16 protein-coding genes and 1 other annotated feature are annotated in these 16,837 nt (G+C 33.9%); of the genes, 2 read left to right on the top strand and 14 right to left on the bottom strand.

Annotated features, from left to right (window positions below; all coding sequences use genetic code 11):
• Positions 1–87: 87 nt before the first annotated feature.
• From tsf to AC4BB2_RS06185, 6 genes are all read right to left on the bottom strand, one after another.
• Positions 88–969, bottom strand: coding sequence for a translation elongation factor Ts (tsf, locus tag AC4BB2_RS06210; protein WP_490474560.1), 882 nt, complete (start codon positions 967–969; stop codon positions 88–90).
• A gap of 348 nt (positions 970–1,317) precedes the next feature.
• The gene (gene rpsB, locus AC4BB2_RS06205) at positions 1,318–2,106 is read right to left on the bottom strand and encodes a 30S ribosomal protein S2 (protein ID WP_490474559.1); all 789 of its coding nucleotides are present in this window, start codon (positions 2,104–2,106) and stop codon (positions 1,318–1,320) included.
• Between the two features lie 635 nt (positions 2,107–2,741).
• Entirely contained in the window at positions 2,742–3,209 is a 468-nt protein-coding gene (locus tag AC4BB2_RS06200) for a hypothetical protein (RefSeq protein WP_490474558.1), read from the bottom strand.
• Positions 3,210–4,034: 825 nt separating this feature from the next.
• A complete protein-coding gene (locus AC4BB2_RS06195) occupies positions 4,035–4,691 on the bottom strand; it encodes a WxL domain-containing protein (RefSeq protein ID WP_490474557.1) in 657 nt (218 codons plus the stop codon).
• Positions 4,642–5,220, bottom strand: coding sequence for a hypothetical protein (locus AC4BB2_RS06190; protein ID WP_490474556.1), 579 nt, complete (start codon positions 5,218–5,220; stop codon positions 4,642–4,644). Before AC4BB2_RS06190 ends, AC4BB2_RS06195 begins: the two co-directional genes overlap by 50 nt.
• 399 nt (positions 5,221–5,619) lie before the next feature.
• Positions 5,620–6,387 carry a TrmH family RNA methyltransferase gene (locus tag AC4BB2_RS06185; protein WP_490474555.1) on the bottom strand — a complete coding sequence of 256 codons (768 nt, stop codon included), beginning with the start codon at positions 6,385–6,387 and terminating at the stop codon, positions 5,620–5,622.
• A gap of 119 nt (positions 6,388–6,506) precedes the next feature.
• On the opposite strand from AC4BB2_RS06185, the gene AC4BB2_RS06180 reads away from it, so the two are divergent.
• Both AC4BB2_RS06180 and yidC read left to right on the top strand, forming a co-directional pair.
• Positions 6,507–6,782 carry an acylphosphatase gene (locus AC4BB2_RS06180; protein ID WP_490474554.1) on the top strand — a complete coding sequence of 92 codons (276 nt, stop codon included), beginning with the start codon at positions 6,507–6,509 and terminating at the stop codon, positions 6,780–6,782.
• A 120-nt stretch (positions 6,783–6,902) separates the two neighbouring features.
• Entirely contained in the window at positions 6,903–7,820 is a 918-nt protein-coding gene (gene yidC, locus AC4BB2_RS06175; RefSeq protein ID WP_490474553.1) for a membrane protein insertase YidC, read from the top strand.
• A gap of 50 nt (positions 7,821–7,870) precedes the next feature.
• On the opposite strand, the gene AC4BB2_RS06170 is transcribed toward yidC, so the two are convergent.
• The 8 genes from AC4BB2_RS06170 to recO form a co-directional block, all read right to left on the bottom strand.
• On the bottom strand, positions 7,871–8,443 hold the full coding sequence (locus AC4BB2_RS06170) for a TetR/AcrR family transcriptional regulator (RefSeq protein ID WP_490474552.1): 573 nt from the start codon (positions 8,441–8,443) through the stop codon (positions 7,871–7,873).
• Positions 8,444–8,505: 62 nt separating this feature from the next.
• On the bottom strand, positions 8,506–9,312 hold the full coding sequence (locus tag AC4BB2_RS06165; protein WP_490474551.1) for a TspO/MBR family protein: 807 nt from the start codon (positions 9,310–9,312) through the stop codon (positions 8,506–8,508).
• Positions 9,313–9,327: 15 nt separating this feature from the next.
• Positions 9,328–10,101, bottom strand: a complete 774-nt coding sequence (locus tag AC4BB2_RS06160; RefSeq protein ID WP_490474550.1) for a DUF1295 domain-containing protein — start codon at positions 10,099–10,101, stop codon at positions 9,328–9,330.
• Positions 10,098–11,924 carry a DegV family protein gene (locus AC4BB2_RS06155; protein ID WP_490474549.1) on the bottom strand — a complete coding sequence of 609 codons (1,827 nt, stop codon included), beginning with the start codon at positions 11,922–11,924 and terminating at the stop codon, positions 10,098–10,100. The genes AC4BB2_RS06160 and AC4BB2_RS06155 overlap by 4 nt, the downstream gene beginning before the upstream one ends.
• An 8-nt stretch (positions 11,925–11,932) precedes the next feature.
• The gene (locus AC4BB2_RS06150) at positions 11,933–12,337 is read right to left on the bottom strand and encodes a DUF2177 family protein (RefSeq protein WP_490474548.1); all 405 of its coding nucleotides are present in this window, start codon (positions 12,335–12,337) and stop codon (positions 11,933–11,935) included.
• A 238-nt stretch (positions 12,338–12,575) separates the two neighbouring features.
• Entirely contained in the window at positions 12,576–14,657 is a 2,082-nt protein-coding gene (gene glyS / locus AC4BB2_RS06145; RefSeq protein ID WP_490474547.1) for a glycine--tRNA ligase subunit beta, read from the bottom strand.
• A 1-nt stretch (position 14,658) separates the two neighbouring features.
• Entirely contained in the window at positions 14,659–15,567 is a 909-nt protein-coding gene (glyQ, locus tag AC4BB2_RS06140) for a glycine--tRNA ligase subunit alpha (protein WP_490474546.1), read from the bottom strand.
• 135 nt (positions 15,568–15,702) lie between these two features.
• Positions 15,703–15,870 (bottom strand) — a binding site (T-box leader).
• Between the two features lie 109 nt (positions 15,871–15,979).
• Positions 15,980–16,789, bottom strand: a complete 810-nt coding sequence (recO, locus tag AC4BB2_RS06135; protein ID WP_490474545.1) for a DNA repair protein RecO — start codon at positions 16,787–16,789, stop codon at positions 15,980–15,982.
• Positions 16,790–16,837: the final 48 nt, after the last annotated feature.

Below are 16,837 nucleotides of genomic sequence, written 5' to 3'. Positions count from 1 at the left end.
GGTATTCTGCCAGTTTATTTCTTTTGTTTTGCCTAAAAAAAGGGAGCGCATCTCAATGCGTTCCCAACTGCTACATAAGTAACAGATTTATTTTTTAATTTGACTCATAACTTCATCTGCAAAATTGTCTTCACGTTTTTGGATTCCTTCGCCAACTTCAAAACGGATGAATGATTTAACTGTTGCGCCTTTAGAAGCAACATATTTTTCAACTGTCATATCTGGATCTTTAACAAATGGTTGATCTACTAAAGAAATTTCAGCTTTAAATTTGTTTAAGCGTCCAACAACCATTTTATCAACGATATTAGCTGGTTTGCCTTCGTTTAAAGCTTGTTCTGAAAGAATTGCTTTTTCATGTTCTAATTCTTCTTGAGGAATTTGTGATTCATTCACATAGCGAGGGTTAATCGCTGCAACATGCATCGCAACATCTTTAGCAACTTCTTCGTCTGTAGTACCTTCTAATACAGATAAAACTGCAATACGTCCACCCATGTGTAAGTAAGCACCAAATGCTGCATTGTCGGCTTTTTCTACTAATTCAAAACGACGGAAACTGATTTTTTCACCGATAACAGTTGTCGCTTCGATTAATTCAGTTTCTAAAGTTCCTTTATCTGTTTTAAGAGCTAAAGCTTCTTCCATAGTTGCTGGTTTGTTTGTAGCAATTTCAGTTGCAATTTTTTTAACTAATTCTTGGAACATTTCGTTTTTAGAAACGAAATCAGTCTCAGAGTTAACTTCAACGATTGCTGCAAAGTTACCATTTGAAGCAACGTTTGCTAGTCCTTCAGCTGCCACACGATCATTTTTCTTAGCAGCTTTGGCCATTCCTTTTTCACGTAGGTGATCAACTGCAGCTTCGATGTTTCCTTCTACTTCTACTAACGCTCTTTTTGCATCCATCATACCGACACCAGTCATGTCGCGTAGTTCTTTAACTAATTTTGCTGAAATATCTGCCATTTTTTGTTCCTCCTAAGTTTTAAAAGCGTAGTAGGCTCATTTAGCCTTGATAGAAAAATAGGAAAACGTGAAGGTGGCACTTTTTGCCGCAATCAGGTTTTATCTTTTTTCCCAAAAGGCTAGCCTACGAAGCTAGATAGTTTTAAAAGCGTAGCGGGCTCCTCCAGCTCTGACAGAAAAATAGGAAAATATAATTGAGGTGCTTTTTGCCTCATTTATATTTTATCTTTTTTCTGAAGAACTAACCCGTGTAGCTAGATAATTTTAAAATTCGTTTTAAAAAAGCTATCTCAAAGGAGAATCAGGCTTTTTTTCGCCTAGCCTTCGAGACAGCTCCGTCATTTTAAATTATTCTGCTGATTCGTTGCTGCCTTCAACAACATCAACGATTTCTTCGATTGAAGTAGCAGCTTCAGGCGCTTCTTCAACGAAAATTTCTTCAACAGCTTGATCTTCACCTTGATTTCCTTCGATGAAAGCATCAGCCATTTTAGCTGTAATCAATTTAACCGCACGAATTGCATCATCATTTGATGGAATTACTACATCGATTTCATCTGGATCACAGTTTGTATCAACCATCGCAACGATTGGGATGTTCAATTTTTGTGCTTCTTGAACAGCAATACGCTCTTTACGAGGGTCAACAATGTACATTACATCTGGAATTCTAGGCATATCAGCGATACCGCCTAAGAATTTTTCAAGACGTTCACGTTGTTTGTTTAAACCAACAACTTCTTTTTTAGGAAGTAACTCAAAAGTTCCGTCTTCTTCCATTTTATTGATATCTTTCAAACGTTTGATACGTTTTTGGATTGTATCCCAGTTAGTTAATGTTCCACCTAACCAACGGTGGTTTACGAAGTATTGACCTGAACGAATTGCTTCGTCTTTGATCGCTTCTTGTGCTTGTTTTTTAGTTCCTACGAATAATGCAACGCCGCCATCTTCAGCAACATTTTTCATGTAATCGTAAGCTGCATCTACCAATTTAACTGTTTTTTGCAAGTCAATGATGTAGATACCATTTCTTTCTGTGAAGATATATTTCTTCATTTTTGGGTTCCAGCGACGAGTTTGGTGTCCAAAGTGTACGCCGGCTTCTAGTAATTGTTTCATAGAAATTACTGCCATTTTTTGTTTCCTCCAATTTGGTTTTTATTTGTTCCCTCTTCCCAGCTTTAAGCTTCCTTGTGGACTGTATTCCTACAGCACCTCACAAGAAATATACTGAAAATGTGGATTTGATGTAGTTTCCAGATACTCTGAAAATAACACCTTTGTTATTATACAACAGAACTTTAATAATTTCAACAGATTTTCCACCTATTACCTGTTCTAGTTACAATTATACTATAGATCAATTGTTTTTAACTTTTCATCAGTTAATATAACTGCATTCCTTCACTCCCCATTTACATACAGAAAAACAGCCCCTCCAGATGATTAACTTACCAGACTGCTTCATAAGTAATTAGCTGTGACAACCAGCTAACATTGCTAAACTACTTTGTACTTACTACTGTAATTTATAGAGCGGATTTCAAGAGTTAGTGAATGGCAACTGAACACTCTAAAATGATTTCAGTTTGTCCGTTTGTTGTCTCAGCGTTTCTTTCACTTGTTTACCAAATTTTCCTTTTATGGAATTTCCTAAATCTCCAATGGTACTTTCCATACCGGGGTATCAAGCTCAGTATTTACATGCTTGTCATCATCTACATTGTAAACATATTGATTTAACCAAGCTAAATCTTCTTCAGTTAACGTCATTGGTGTTCCTCCCAATTATAGACAACTTCAGCATTTAAACTCCCTTTTTTTGACTTTTTCACCCCTTGATTTCTCAATTTTTTTTGCATTACATCTTTTGTGTCATCAGCTTCTAATTCAGGAGAAACTTTAAAATTTAAATCTGTATACTTTTCAATATATTTTTCATTACCAGCACTATAAGAAAATAACCCCTTACCTTTATCTACTGGATAATCATTAATTGTCATGGATGTATTAATAGTCTTTGGCCCTTTTGACACGCTCCAACCACGCCACTCAATTTTCTTTATTCCAGTGTAGTTTTCTATAATATACTTTGACGCTTCTTTCTGTACATTCTTTATTGCCATATTTCTTTCTTCCCTAATTTTGTCTTGTTTATCCATATAAATTTTCCCTCCAACTCCTAAAATAAATACTGTAACTATTAAAGAAATAACAATCATTTTCTTTTTTCCCAATTATACCCCCACCTATTCGAATGTTAATTATACATTACATTAAAACAAGAGTAAACATCATATTTTAAGATTAAAATAACATCTTCTTTTTGTAAATTCAGAAAAAATAGAAGTACTCCATATACAACTGAACACTCCCACGCTATTCTTCTCTATTAATTTTCCAGTACCATTTTTTTTCTTATAGTATATCTGAACGCGTCATAACATCACCATTCTGATAATGAACTTCAATAAATGGTTTTATCTCTATCAGTAACATATAAGAGTCCTCTTACTTTCCCAGGCATATTTAAGCCATAGTCATTGGCAATTTGTAGTTTTTCTTAATCAGTGTAGGCTATTACATCATTGACTATTGTAACAATTACACCTTCTGAGCATTTACCAGATTCATCAGCAGTTATTGAGGTGGCTACTCCACTAGAGCATTCAATAAGGTTTGAATGACTGACATCAAAGTCTGATTTTCATCAGATAAAACTATTATCAAAGAACTCTAAGAAGAAGCTTCAGGTGTAATCCGTGAGTTTTTAAAATCCTAAAAGTATAGTTCTCTGATTTTTTAGATATCAGATATTCTGCGACAGTTTCTTCTTAATCTAATTTTATTGTAAATTCTTCTGCAATATCCTCATTCTAACAATTTAATAACAGCACCTAACTACTAGATTATTTGGAGAATGAATATTTCTGTTGATATATTTGATTTAATTTAAAATAACCAATAAAAAAACGAGAAAAAAGCGTTTAGCTCCTTTAGCTTTCTTTTGAAAGAAAACTTAAGAGTTGCTTTTTTCTCGCTATTCATTCCTATACATTTATTTATGGAGTGTTCTCCAAGGTCCAAACAAATTCAGTAGAATACATTTTAGCAGTATATACTTCTTCTGGTGACATAGATAAAATAATATCATTGCCTTCTTCGAAAGACACCGTCGTTATTCCTAAATTAGTTTTTGTATTCAAAAAAACTTCTGTACTTGATTGTTCTGTGATAGGCTGTTCAATCAACTCATTATCTTCTTTTTTTTGTTGAAAAACGAGCCCATGTCCAATCGTGTACCCATCGCTTGTTTTTAACGGTTGTTTTAATTGAGTCGTCAAACGCCAGTTATTTGAAATGAATCGTGTATCTAATACTGATATTTTTACATTACTTGTCGGCCTAATCATTTGTTTTTTCGACTGAATTTTGGCTGTTCCAAATGAGATTTCCTTTGGAATTTCTTCGAAAGATAAACTACCTGATGTCAACGTTATTGTGATTTCTTTTTTTAATTTTCCAATCATAAATGTTGTTTTATAGACACCTGGTTTTCTTTCCAATGTTTGCTTATCGATCGTTACCTGCTCTTTTGCATCTGTCCCGCTAATAATATCCCATGCTAATAACTGACTTTTATCCAGTAAAAATTGTCTTTGCTCTGCTTCATTTTCTGGATAATAAATTGCTGGATTTGATTGTGCTCCAAGTATCACTTTTACAAACTCCCCATTTATCAAAAAAACCTACTTGATTACTATAAGTATAAATTCTATCATTATGACTTAAAAAGACTCTAAATCTATACTGATAATATCTTCCAGAATTTAATGATACTTTTTGTCTCGCCCCTATTCTCATATCCATGTGGAAATTATTCTGATCTTTGCCATCGATTACATCAACATAAAAATATAATCCATTCGTAGTAGTCACTTGACCTGTCCCCCATGAATTAATTTTCACAGGTAATTTAGTTAAATACGTATCCAGGTCTAGTATATTATTGAGAGGATCTTCTGATGTTAATACACCATTCGAATCTATTCCGCGATAAGAGTATCTCACCTGCCATTTTGAAGGATCTAATAAATTTTTCTTTTTATCTACTTTGGTAGATGGACCTTCTGCTTTTATTGAATAAATATCACGATTTTTAGTTAAGTAATTGTAAAAAATAGGCAAAGTTAGCATAATAAGTATTAAAGCAAGGATACCTATCTTGTATCTTTTTTCCATATACATTCACTTTCTTCCTTTATTATATAAACAGCTACAATTGTAGTCTAAAAAAATATACAATAAAACTCCTATTTTGATCCCTTTTACGTTCATCATTGTATAATCGCTGCTGCCTTCATTATTTCAAAAATTGAGTATCCACATAACGAACGGTGGTCGCTTTTTCGAAACTAACAAAAAAAGCTTGAGTTATAACTCTTCGAGTCAAATCTCAAACTTACGAAAATATGAATAAACAGAAAATGGAAAGCAATTTAATTATTAACTCCGCGCCAAATCTTCTTCGTACAACTTCAAAGAAAAAAATCAATTTAATCCTTACAAAAGTTCTTCATCACCATTAAAAATCCTACTATTTCCGACCAAATATGATAAAACAAAAAATTCTATTTCAATAATATTCTACTTAGTTAGATGATACATTAAAATACCAGCTGCGATGGCTACATTTAAGGATTCAGCCGCACCTTTAATAGGAATGTAGATATTTTGATTAGTCTTTTCTAAAAGCTCCTTGGAAACACCTTTTCCTTCGTTCCCCATGATTAAAGCGTAATCATTGACTTTACTTATTTCCTGGTATGAAACAGCATCTGGATTTAATTCTGTTCCGTACACTGGAATCTTCGCTTTTTTGAATCCATCAATAATTTCAGCTAACGGTTTACGTAAAACAGGTAAATGATAATTACTCCCCTGCATAGACCGAAGAACTTTAGTACTGTAAATATCTGAACTTCCTTCACCTAAAACAACACCCGATAAACCTGCAGCATCTGCTGTTCGGATCATCGTTCCTACATTTCCTGGGTCTTGAACATTATCTAAAAGCAGCCAACCGCCAGATAGTGCAATATCATCCTTATAATTTGGCATCTCGACTATTGCAATTATCCCTTGTGGTGCTGGCAACTCAGAAAGCGAGGCTAAAACCTCATCAGAAACGGCAATTAATACCTCTTCTGGTTGTTTATCAAGCCAAGTTGACCACGCTGACTTTCCTCGTTGATTAAAGAGAATCCAATTAATTTTCTCATTAGCTTTAACTGCTTCTTCAATCAAATGGAATCCTTCAATTATATATTGTTGTTGCTCTTCCCTATTTTTCTTTTTATGTAATTTTTTAAATTCTTTGATCATTGCATTTTTCGTTGATAAAATTTCTTTCATTTTTACACCTCACTGAGATATTATACCACGTTTTTTTTCAATCAAACAATCACTACTTTACTTGCCAGATAATCAAAAAATAGCTATCATTAATTTAACTAAAAGCGAGGTGTAGAACTATGAGAAAAGTACGTATGAATGTACAGGGAAGAGTTCAAGGAGTCGGTTTTCGCTATATGACTAAGATGGTGGCTGATGAATTAGGTGTTAATGGTACCGTCCGTAATGAAGAAGATGGTTCGGTTTCCATCGAATCTATTGGTGATGATGAAGGAATAAAAAAATTTATTCAAAAAATTAAAGATTCTCCTACCCCTGCCGGACGTGTCACCTATGTAGACATCCAAGAGGATCCCATGATGGAAGAATATACTAGTTTCAAAGTTACAAATTGATTTAGACAAGAAGTATCTTACTCAGTCTTGAGGCGGATTCTTCTGATTTTTCATTGAAAAAAAACGCTTTTTCAAGTATAGTTAATCTTGTGCAAATTTTTTAGAAAAGGAAAGAATACAATGAGAAAATTAAATAAGTGGCTATTAGGTTCTGGGCTATTCACTTTAGTACTATTTTTATCTGGATGTGTGAAGACAGGATCAGACGGTCAGCCAACTGGTGAAGGAATCATTTACAATTTTTTAGTTAAACCAATGAGTAGCGCCATTACATATCTAGTTGATAATTTCGATTGGAACTATGGTTGGGCAATCATTTTTATCACAGTTATCGTCCGTATCATTATTATGCCTTTAGGATTAAGTCAATCGAAAAAAAGCATGGTCCAAACGGAAAAAATGCAAGCCATCAAACCTCAAATTGATGCTGCACAAGCTAAACTAAAAGAAGCAACTTCTCGTGAAGAACAAATGCAAGCGCAAGCTGAATTGCAACAAGTTTACAAAGAAAATAATATGAGCATGATGGGCGGTATCGGTTGTTTACCTTTACTCATCCAAATGCCAATTTTCTCAGCGTTGTTCTTTGCTGCTCGTTATACTAAAGGAATTGCTGATGCTAGCTTCTTAGGGGTCAACCTTGGAAAACCAAGCATTGTATTTGTTGTTTTAGCTGGAGTTGCATATTTAATTCAAGGATACATTTCTACAATTGGCATTCCTGAAGAGCAAAAGAAAACAATGAAGTCAATGTTAATCGTATCTCCTTTGATGATTGTTTTCATGTCAATTAGTTCTCCTGCTGGAGTAACCTTATATTGGGTCGTTGGTGGTATTTTTACTTGTATCCAAACATTCATTACCAATATCTTATTAAAACCAAGAATCAAAGCACAAGTTGCAGAAGAATTAAAACAAAACCCACCGAAACAAGTGATTACGCCTCGCAAAGATGTAACACCAAATGAGGAAAAAATAACGACACCAAAAAAAGTTTCTAACCAAGGACGCAATGCTGGAAAACAAAATAGAAATTAATGGATTAAAACAAGAGCCAACGCAGATCATAACTGCGATTGGCTCTTATTTTATTTTTTATTCGCTGCAATTCCATAAACAAAAAGATCAACAACCTGAGTAACGGTAAGCATTGAGCTGTTTTGTTGCGTTTTAATATATGGTGAAAGTGTATTAAGGAAATGCGTCGTTGTCATTTCAGTCGATAGATCGGAACGTAGTGAAAAATCACTTTCTTCAAAAAGCTGTAATAACGGGGCTTTGTATGACTGATTCCAAAGCATGAATAACTTGAATTGCGTTTCCTCCTTTAATTTCGTCTTAAAATCATGCATCATTAAGTCAAAATCAAAAGGATGTTTTGTCTTTAAGCACTCCGCAAAATGTTGTAACTTGCTAATGGTATCAAGCTCCTGATTTTTAACGATCTTTAATAATTCTTCATTTACATCACTTAACAAATTTTCGATAACACCAACATAAACTTCTTCCTTATTTTTAAAGTGATGGTATAAATTAGGCTGTGTCACTGCTGCTAGTTCAGCAATTTGTCTTGTAGATGTGCTTTGATACCCATTATCCATGAACAATCTCGTTGCGACTTGTATAATTTTAGTTCTGGTATTTTTCGTTTCTTTATCCATTACTTAGCCACCTATAATTGATTTCTTTATTATTCTAACAGAAGGATACAAAGAAAAATAGACTAGATGACTTTCTTTTTATTTTTTAAATGGAAGAAACATTCATATAAGCAGACACATGATAGGATAACTAAACAAATAACGACTGTTGTAATAATCGTTGGGTATTTTTGATTCCAGCCATCTATTGCTTGATGTTTTATCAAAATACCATAATATGCCCACAATGTCACTAAACCATAAGCAACATCTTGATTATAAATAATTGTTCCGCAAATAATCAGTAGACCAATAATCAAAATAATAACTGTCCATAATACTTGATTATCTTGAAGGAAAGTAATGTTTTTATCAACTAAAAATGCTGTTATATTTGCAATTGTAGCAATCGTAATCCACCCAAAATAAACACTAAACGGTAGTCTTATGAAAATATACTCCTTTTTACTTAATGAATCTTTTGCTAAAAGCTGATTTATATAAATCAATGTAATTAGTAAAACTAGCATAATAACTACAGACAAATCAATTTGTAGATATTGCCACGAAAATAACCATAAGCTGTTTAGTATAGAAGTAACAATAAACAAAATTCGTAATTTTTTACTCATCTGCTGATCTGCTAAAATAGACGGGCTAACAGGTTTCCCCCATTGATAAACAACAAATCCTGCCAATAGTAAATAGATCACTGACCAAATTACAAAAGTTATGCCGGCAGGGGCAAATAAATTAGGATAGCTATCTGAAACCTCTTGTGTAGTCATACCATTCAATGGCAATAAAACAGCCGCTGCGTTTGTACCTAACATGATAATATAAATGACAGTTACAAACCATTTTAACATCATAGATTCACCTCTTGCCATCTTAGTTCCTCCTTCTTACAACCCTTTTTTACCGATAATTGGAAAAAATTTGGCTGTTTTATTTGCATAGGCAATAAAATCTGGCCGATCTTTATATTTCTTTTCAAGTAGCGGAACACCTGATACAAATAAAAGTAATAAGGTAATCGTAATTGGTCCGATAATCCCCCATATATTGCGCATCTCATTCAAACTGATGAGAAAAATCCCCCACCAACTAACGGCTTCTCCAAAATAATTAGGATGTCTTGTGACTGACCACAATCCAGTAGTTAACAGTTTCCCGTGATTACTACTATCTTTTTTAAATCTTGTCAGTTCATAATCACCAATCGTTTCAAACCCAAAACCAATCAACCAAATAACGATCCCTAAACCATTCCACCAATAAAAATCATTAACCGAACTTGTCATGACAAACAGGATAGGCATTGAAACAATCAACAAAAGGACACCTTGCAAAACAAACACATTTAAATATGCTTTTACTTTCGCCCAATGTGTTCCCCAGCGTTTTCTCATATTTACGTAACGATAATCTTCTGGTTTTCCGATATTTCTTTTCGCTAAGTGTAAAAATAACCGAATTCCCCAAATCGCAACTAAAGTTAAGACAATTGTACTAATAATTGTTTTTTCTGGCATAACTAGATAACCTGTTATCGCAACAATTACAAAACCAATTCCCCAAGCTAAATCAACGATTGAATTATTATGAAGATATTGCGCCAAAAAATATAATGCAGTAAAGTACACAAAAATCACACAAATAATGATACTGATTGTCATAACGTTTCATCTCCTTTTTCTACTTCAAATGCTACAGCAACGCTTCCTTGACCTGCGCTCATTGCAACTACAGTTGAGATATCCATAGTATAACTTGGTTGAAAACCTAATAACTCAGTTAGTTTAGCTCCCCATAAACATGCTTTAGCTTCTGAGTTTGTGTGAATCACTGCGTAGCGTTTTATTCTGTTTTTCTTATGCATTTTTTTTAAGTGTTTAAAAATTTTCTTTTCATTTCCTTCACGACTAAAAGCAAAATCACTTAAACTCCCTTCGCCCTCTTTACTTAAACGAACAATAGGTTTTAAATTAATCTTCTTTGCTATTGTTCCAGCAAATTTTGGAATCCTCCCTGAAGCAATCATCGGATCTAGATCATCTACACTGACTAGTATTTCTATTTGATCTCGTTTATGCTTTGTACGTTTGACGAGTTCATCGAAAGTTATACCTGATTGAATCCATTCATTTGCGTTCATTACTAGTAAACCTTGTGCCGCTGAATTTTGTCTAGAATCAATGACTTCAATTCTAGTCATTGTAGATTCCATCCGCTTAACAGCTTCCTTTACGGTAGAAAACGTGCCGCTTAATTTACTAGATACTGTAATAACTAATATTGCTTCATATTTCGTTTCTAAAAAGGAAAAAAGATTCTCTACGGTTTTTAACGTCGGTTGAGAACTCGTTGCCCGCTCATTTTGATTTTCTTGTATTTGAAAAAATTGATTCGTTTGAATCGTTATTTTGTCAATGTAATTGGTATTACCAATCAATATATTCATTGGTAATACATGAATTTGATTATTTAACAGATAGTCATTCGGTAAATCAGCAATTGAGTCAGTCACTAAAGCAATTGGCGCTTTTCTTTGTTTGTTTACTTGATACTGCAATAACATATCATCGGCTTTTTGCTGAATTGGCTGACCAATTGTGCTTAAGTAACTCAGCACTTTATTTGGCTCATTTGAATGAATATGGATTCTAGCTTTTCCTCTATTCACAGCAACAATCAATGAATCTCCATAATTACTCAATGTTTCTTGAATTTCTTTTTTTGATTGTGTCACTTGATCTAATAAAATTTCCGTACAGTACCTATAAATAGGTTTCGAATTTATGGTATGTAAAGACTCTGAAATTTCAATTTTTACAGTATCAGCTGAATCCTTCGGCATATTTTTAGCTGACTGTTTATTGACGAAAGCTTTTGTAAATCCTTCAATAAATAAGTAAAATCCTTTCGCTCCTGCATCAACTACTTGGTTTTTTTTCAAAATTTTTAATTGGTTCGTTGTATTCTCTAATGCCTGCTTTGCTTGATTCAATGCATCAGGCAAAGCTTTTTCTAAGCTAACTATTTTCTCATTTGCATTTAAAGCTTCTGCCCATGAACGAATAACAGTGATTATCGTCCCTTCAACAGGATGCTCTATAGCTTGATATGCTTCAGTAATAGCTGAGTTTACACTTTTTATAAAACTCTCAGCAGAATTTGTTTCTTCTAAACCTAATAAATTATTATAGATTCCATTAAAGTACTGGGCAAAAATAATTCCTGAGTTTCCTCTGGCTCCGATTAAAGAAGCATCTGCAACCTTTTCAAACACTTCAATGACAGAAGATGATTCTTCTTTCGTTTCTTCTAATATCGTTTGCATTAGTGAGGCTAAATTACTACCTGTGTCCCCATCCGATACAGGAAAAACATTAATTTGATTTAACGCTTGTTTCTCATTGATCAACTGAATAGCACCTTGTTGAAAAGCAAATAACAGTTCTTTGTGATCAATATCTTGTCTTGTTTGACCGCTTTTCATAAGCTATTTTACCTCCAATTAAAATGTTGTCCTAAAAATACAGTGATTCCAGAAACAGTTGCTGTTACAACGGTTCCCCAAACCAAGTCGATAATCGTCACAAAATAGGGCCAGTCCTTCAATGTAGCGAGGTTAGTCAAATCATAGGTGCCGTAACATAATAACCCAAGAAAACCACCAGCCACTATAGCATAAAGTATGCTACCTTTTTCCAGTGCTGGATTCACAACAAAAAATAAAATACCAATTAGATAAATGACATAAAATAGAATAGCTGGGACTATTTTCGTTTGCCCCATTAGTCCTCCTAAATGTTCTTGATAGATCTTTTTAGCAATCAATAATAGCCAAATAAAATCAAGCGTAAGAAACGAAACTGCCGCAACTCCGTATAACTTTAACAAATAACTCATTTTATTCCCTCCTAAATTAAAGCTAAGCAGGCTTCATTCCCCTAGAGGTTAGCTTGCAAAGATAAATAAATTTAAAATAGTACGATTACCTTATCATTCGATAAGGTAATCGTACCATGAATAAGTTATTTGCAAAAAAATTTTGCTTCAAAATCTAGTGGTTATCTCTTCAGCTTAGGAACAAAAAAAATGGAGAATCGCACAATTTATCTAGTGTTTTTCTCCATCTTATTTTTAATTATTTTACGATTAATAGATCTAGGCTAGCAAGTGATAATGACATTTTCGCAATTCGATTCAACTCATTCAATCGATTTGCTTTCACTTTTTCATCTTCTACCATAACCATTGTTTCTTCAAAATACTGTTCAATCAGAGGTCGTAAATTAACCAACGCTTGATAGTTCTCTGACATTGTAGTATCTTTAAAGTTTTCTTCAATTTTATTCACTGCTTGATGCAATGTTTTCTCAGCCTCATTTTCAAATAATGATTCATCTACCTGGCTTTCTTTGTTTAACAATTCTCGCCCTTTTTTAGCTAAGTTAATTACTCGAGTTAATGCTTCCATTGAAGGTCTAAACTCTTTATCTGCCAGATGTTTTTTTATAATCATTGCTGCTGAAAATAGTTGTGCTAGATCTTTTTGTTCTGCTGAAATAACAGCATCAATCACATCGTGACGAACATCTTTTGTTGTTAGTAACTGACGCAAACGTGCTTTCACAAATTCAATTACTTCTTCTTGTCCGCTAGTCAATTGAATACCATATTTTTGACTGTCAGCGTTAACCGCTTCGTCAATATCCCTTTGCAACTGAACTAACGGGAATTGCCAACCTTTATTTTCGATGATTCTAATCACACCATACGTTTGACGACGTAATGCGTACGGATCATTGGAACCACTAGGAATCATTCCTACAGCAAAGAATGAAAACACGCTATCTAACTTGTCTGCAATTGCTAAAACTGCTCCAATAGTAGAAACAGGCAACTCACCTTCACTTGATGTTGGTAGATAATGTTCTCGTATTGCTTTTGCCACTGCTGGTTTTTCACCTTGCAACAACGCATATTTTTCTCCCATGATTCCCTGTAATTCAGGAAATTCACCAACCATGTTAGTGACTAAATCAAATTTATAAATTTCAGAGGCACGTTTTAAATCAGCCAGCTCAGCATCTGATAAGCCAACTTCTTTACCAATAATTTGACCCATAATCCCTACACGTTGCATTTTTTCATAGATTGTACCGATTTTTTCGTGGAAAGTCACTTGTTTTAATTTATTTACGCACTCTTCTATAGATAACTTCTTATCTTCACTATAGAAAAATTCCGCATCTTCTAGACGAGCAATCAACACTTTTTCGTTTCCTTTGATGACATTTTCAAGATGTACATTATCACCATTTCTTACTGAAATAAAATGTGGCAATAACAATCCTTGATCGTTACGAACATCAAAATAACGTTGATGCTCTTTCATTGAAGTAACTAATACTTCATCTGGAACGGATAGATATTTCTCATCAAACCCACCAACAAAAGCAGTAGGATACTCAACCAAGTTATTTACTTCTTCTAATAATTTTTCATCTAAATCAAGTTTCCAATGATTTTTCTCAGCAATTTGGTTTGCTTGATCCATAATCATTGTTTGTCTCTCCATCGAATCAACAATAACAAACTGCTCTTTCATTTTTTCTTCGTATTCATTTGAATGATTAAATGTAACATCATCACCTAAGAAACGATGACCTCGAGAACGATTAGCTGTTTCAACATCTAAAATTGAGAATGGAATCACTTGGTTATCTAACAATGCAACAATCCAATGAATCGGACGGATATATTCAAAATCATAATCTGCCCAATGCATGGTTACTGGAAATGTCAAACTAGTAATAACTTCTTTTAAACCAGTTAATACATCAATTGTTTTTTTTCCTTGATTATGTTTTGTAACATAAACGTATTCGACACCGTTTAATTCTTTAAATGTAATCGCATTCGTCGTCACGCCTTGTCCTCTGACAAATCCTTCAGCAGCTTTACTCCAATTGCCTTGATCATCTTGTGCAATTTTTTTTGCAGGTCCTTTAACTTCTTCCTGCGTATCTTCCTGTTGTTCTGGTAATTGCGTTACCCGAACAGCAAGACGGCGAGGAGTTGAAAAACTTTGGACTGTTTCGTAAGTTAAATTATTCTCGTCTAAAAATTTCACTATTTTTTGCTCTAATTGTAACCGACTCGGGCTAACAATATGAGCTGGCATTTCCTCTAAGCCAATTTCAAGTAATAGATCTTTTGCCATGTTATTTCGCCTCCTCAGTCGTTTGATTTTCTTTATTTAGCAATGGGAACCCTAATTTTTCACGTTCCGCCACGAATATTTTCGCTACCGCACGAGCCATATTTCTGATACGAGCCAGATAACCAGCACGTTCAGTAACAGAAACGGCTCCACGAGCATCAAGTAAATTAAATGTATGACTACATTTCAAAATATAGTCATATGCTGGATGTACTAGATTTTCATCAATACAACGTTTGGCTTCTTTTTCAAATTTATCAAAATTTTCCAGTAACATTTCTTGATTGCTTACTTCAAATGAATACTTAGAATGCTCATATTCCGGCTGATTGAAAATTTCTCCGTATTTTACCCCTTCAGTCCATAATAAATCGTAAACACTCTCGACTTCTTGAATATAAGAGGCTAAACGTTCGATTCCATAGGTGATTTCTGATGTTACAGGGTGACAAGCCAATCCTCCTACTTGTTGGAAATACGTAAACTGAGTAATTTCCATGCCGTCAAGCCAAACTTCCCAACCTAAACCAGCGCATCCCATAGATGGGTTTTCCCAGTTATCTTCAACAAAACGAATATCATGAGCTAATGGATCAACACCTAGTAGTTCTAAACTTTCTAAATATAATTCTTGAATATTAGCTGGTGAGGGCTTCATGACTACTTGAAATTGGTGATGTTGATATAGACGGTTTGGATTTTCCCCATAACGACCATCAGCTGGACGACGAGAAGGTTCTACGTATGCTGCATTCCAAGGTTCCGGTCCAATCGCACGTAAAAATGTATAGGGACTCATTGTTCCCGCTCCCTTTTCGGTATCATAGGCTTGCATCAGCATACAGCCTTTTGATGACCAAAATTTTTGCAATGTCAAAATCATTTCTTGTACAGTAAGTTTCTTTTCCATTGTAATCCTCCTTATTTTAAAAGCTGAATAGGCTTATTAAACCTTTTCTTCAAAAGAATTGCCCACGAAGTTATATAACATGACAGCCGATAAGCATCTACGAGAAAATAAAAAAGTCCCTATGCCTCTTAGAGACATAGGGACGAATAATCGCGGTTCCACCCTACTTCTGACAATAATTGTCAGCAGCTTTATTTACTCATACTCAAAAGCGCCCTTCAAAAGTTCCTTGTACCTGGCTTACACTTTCCCAGACTCGCTATGACAATAGTTCTTTTTACTCTTCTTTTTCAACGTATGTATTTAACTACTCTTTATGATAATCTTTGAAGAGTGAGTTGTCAAATGATATTTTAATTCAAATAACTTATCAAAATATTGATTCTCCTGATCTGTTTTTCATAATATATTTTTAAGTTATAGTTTTGTCATTATCTTCCTCTTTTTTTTCACGTCTTGGTAATTTCAATGTATCTTCCCAACTCTTCATTTGATCGATAAACTTCTTACTTTTCAAGTGAATCCCAACGTACTCATCATATAATTCATCAATTGTTTGTCTAATCGCCGTTTTTGTTTCGGCCTTAACATTGATATCTTGTACTTTATCGTAAGAAACAGCAGAAAAAAGACGAATAAAATGGATTGCCCTTGGATCAGCATGATAACGATGACTATCCAAATGCCAATGGCGTTCACAAAGAACACCGCTATATTTTGAAGAGTAATCAAACTTCCCTCGTGTCTCTTGACAGGCAGCACAATGTGTCCATTCAGGAGTAATTCCAAATCGACTTAGTAATTGAATTTCAAAAATATTCGTAATGATCTCAGCATCTTTATTTTCATTCAACAAACGCAATGCTTGCTGAACAAAATAATATAGATTAGGATCATAGGTTCGATCTTCAATCGCTGCATCGACTAAATTCAAAATATAAGTCGCATAAGCATTTACGAAAATATCTTCTTGAATCATTCGAAACGGATAAATCTCTTTACTACCATTTAAAAAAGATAAGCCATCTTCTCTAAAATCACCAATATATACTGCTTCTGTAAAAGGCAAAATAGCAGGACTAATTGGATTATTTTTACGATGTGCTCCTTTTACAAAAAACATCAATTTACCAAAAGACTCAGTAAAAATTTTAACTAGTTTATCTTTTTCTTTATAATCTTTGGTAAATAAAATAATCCCTTTTGTTTCTCCTAAAGTCATGATTTCGCCTCCAATATGCTCTTCTTTATTTTAGCAGAATTATAAGCA

It is taken from the genome of Enterococcus sp. AAFC-DPL-5146 (assembly GCF_058216635.1).
The sequence above is the reverse complement of the archived record's forward strand: the minus strand, read 5'-3'. Positions and strand labels throughout refer to the sequence as shown.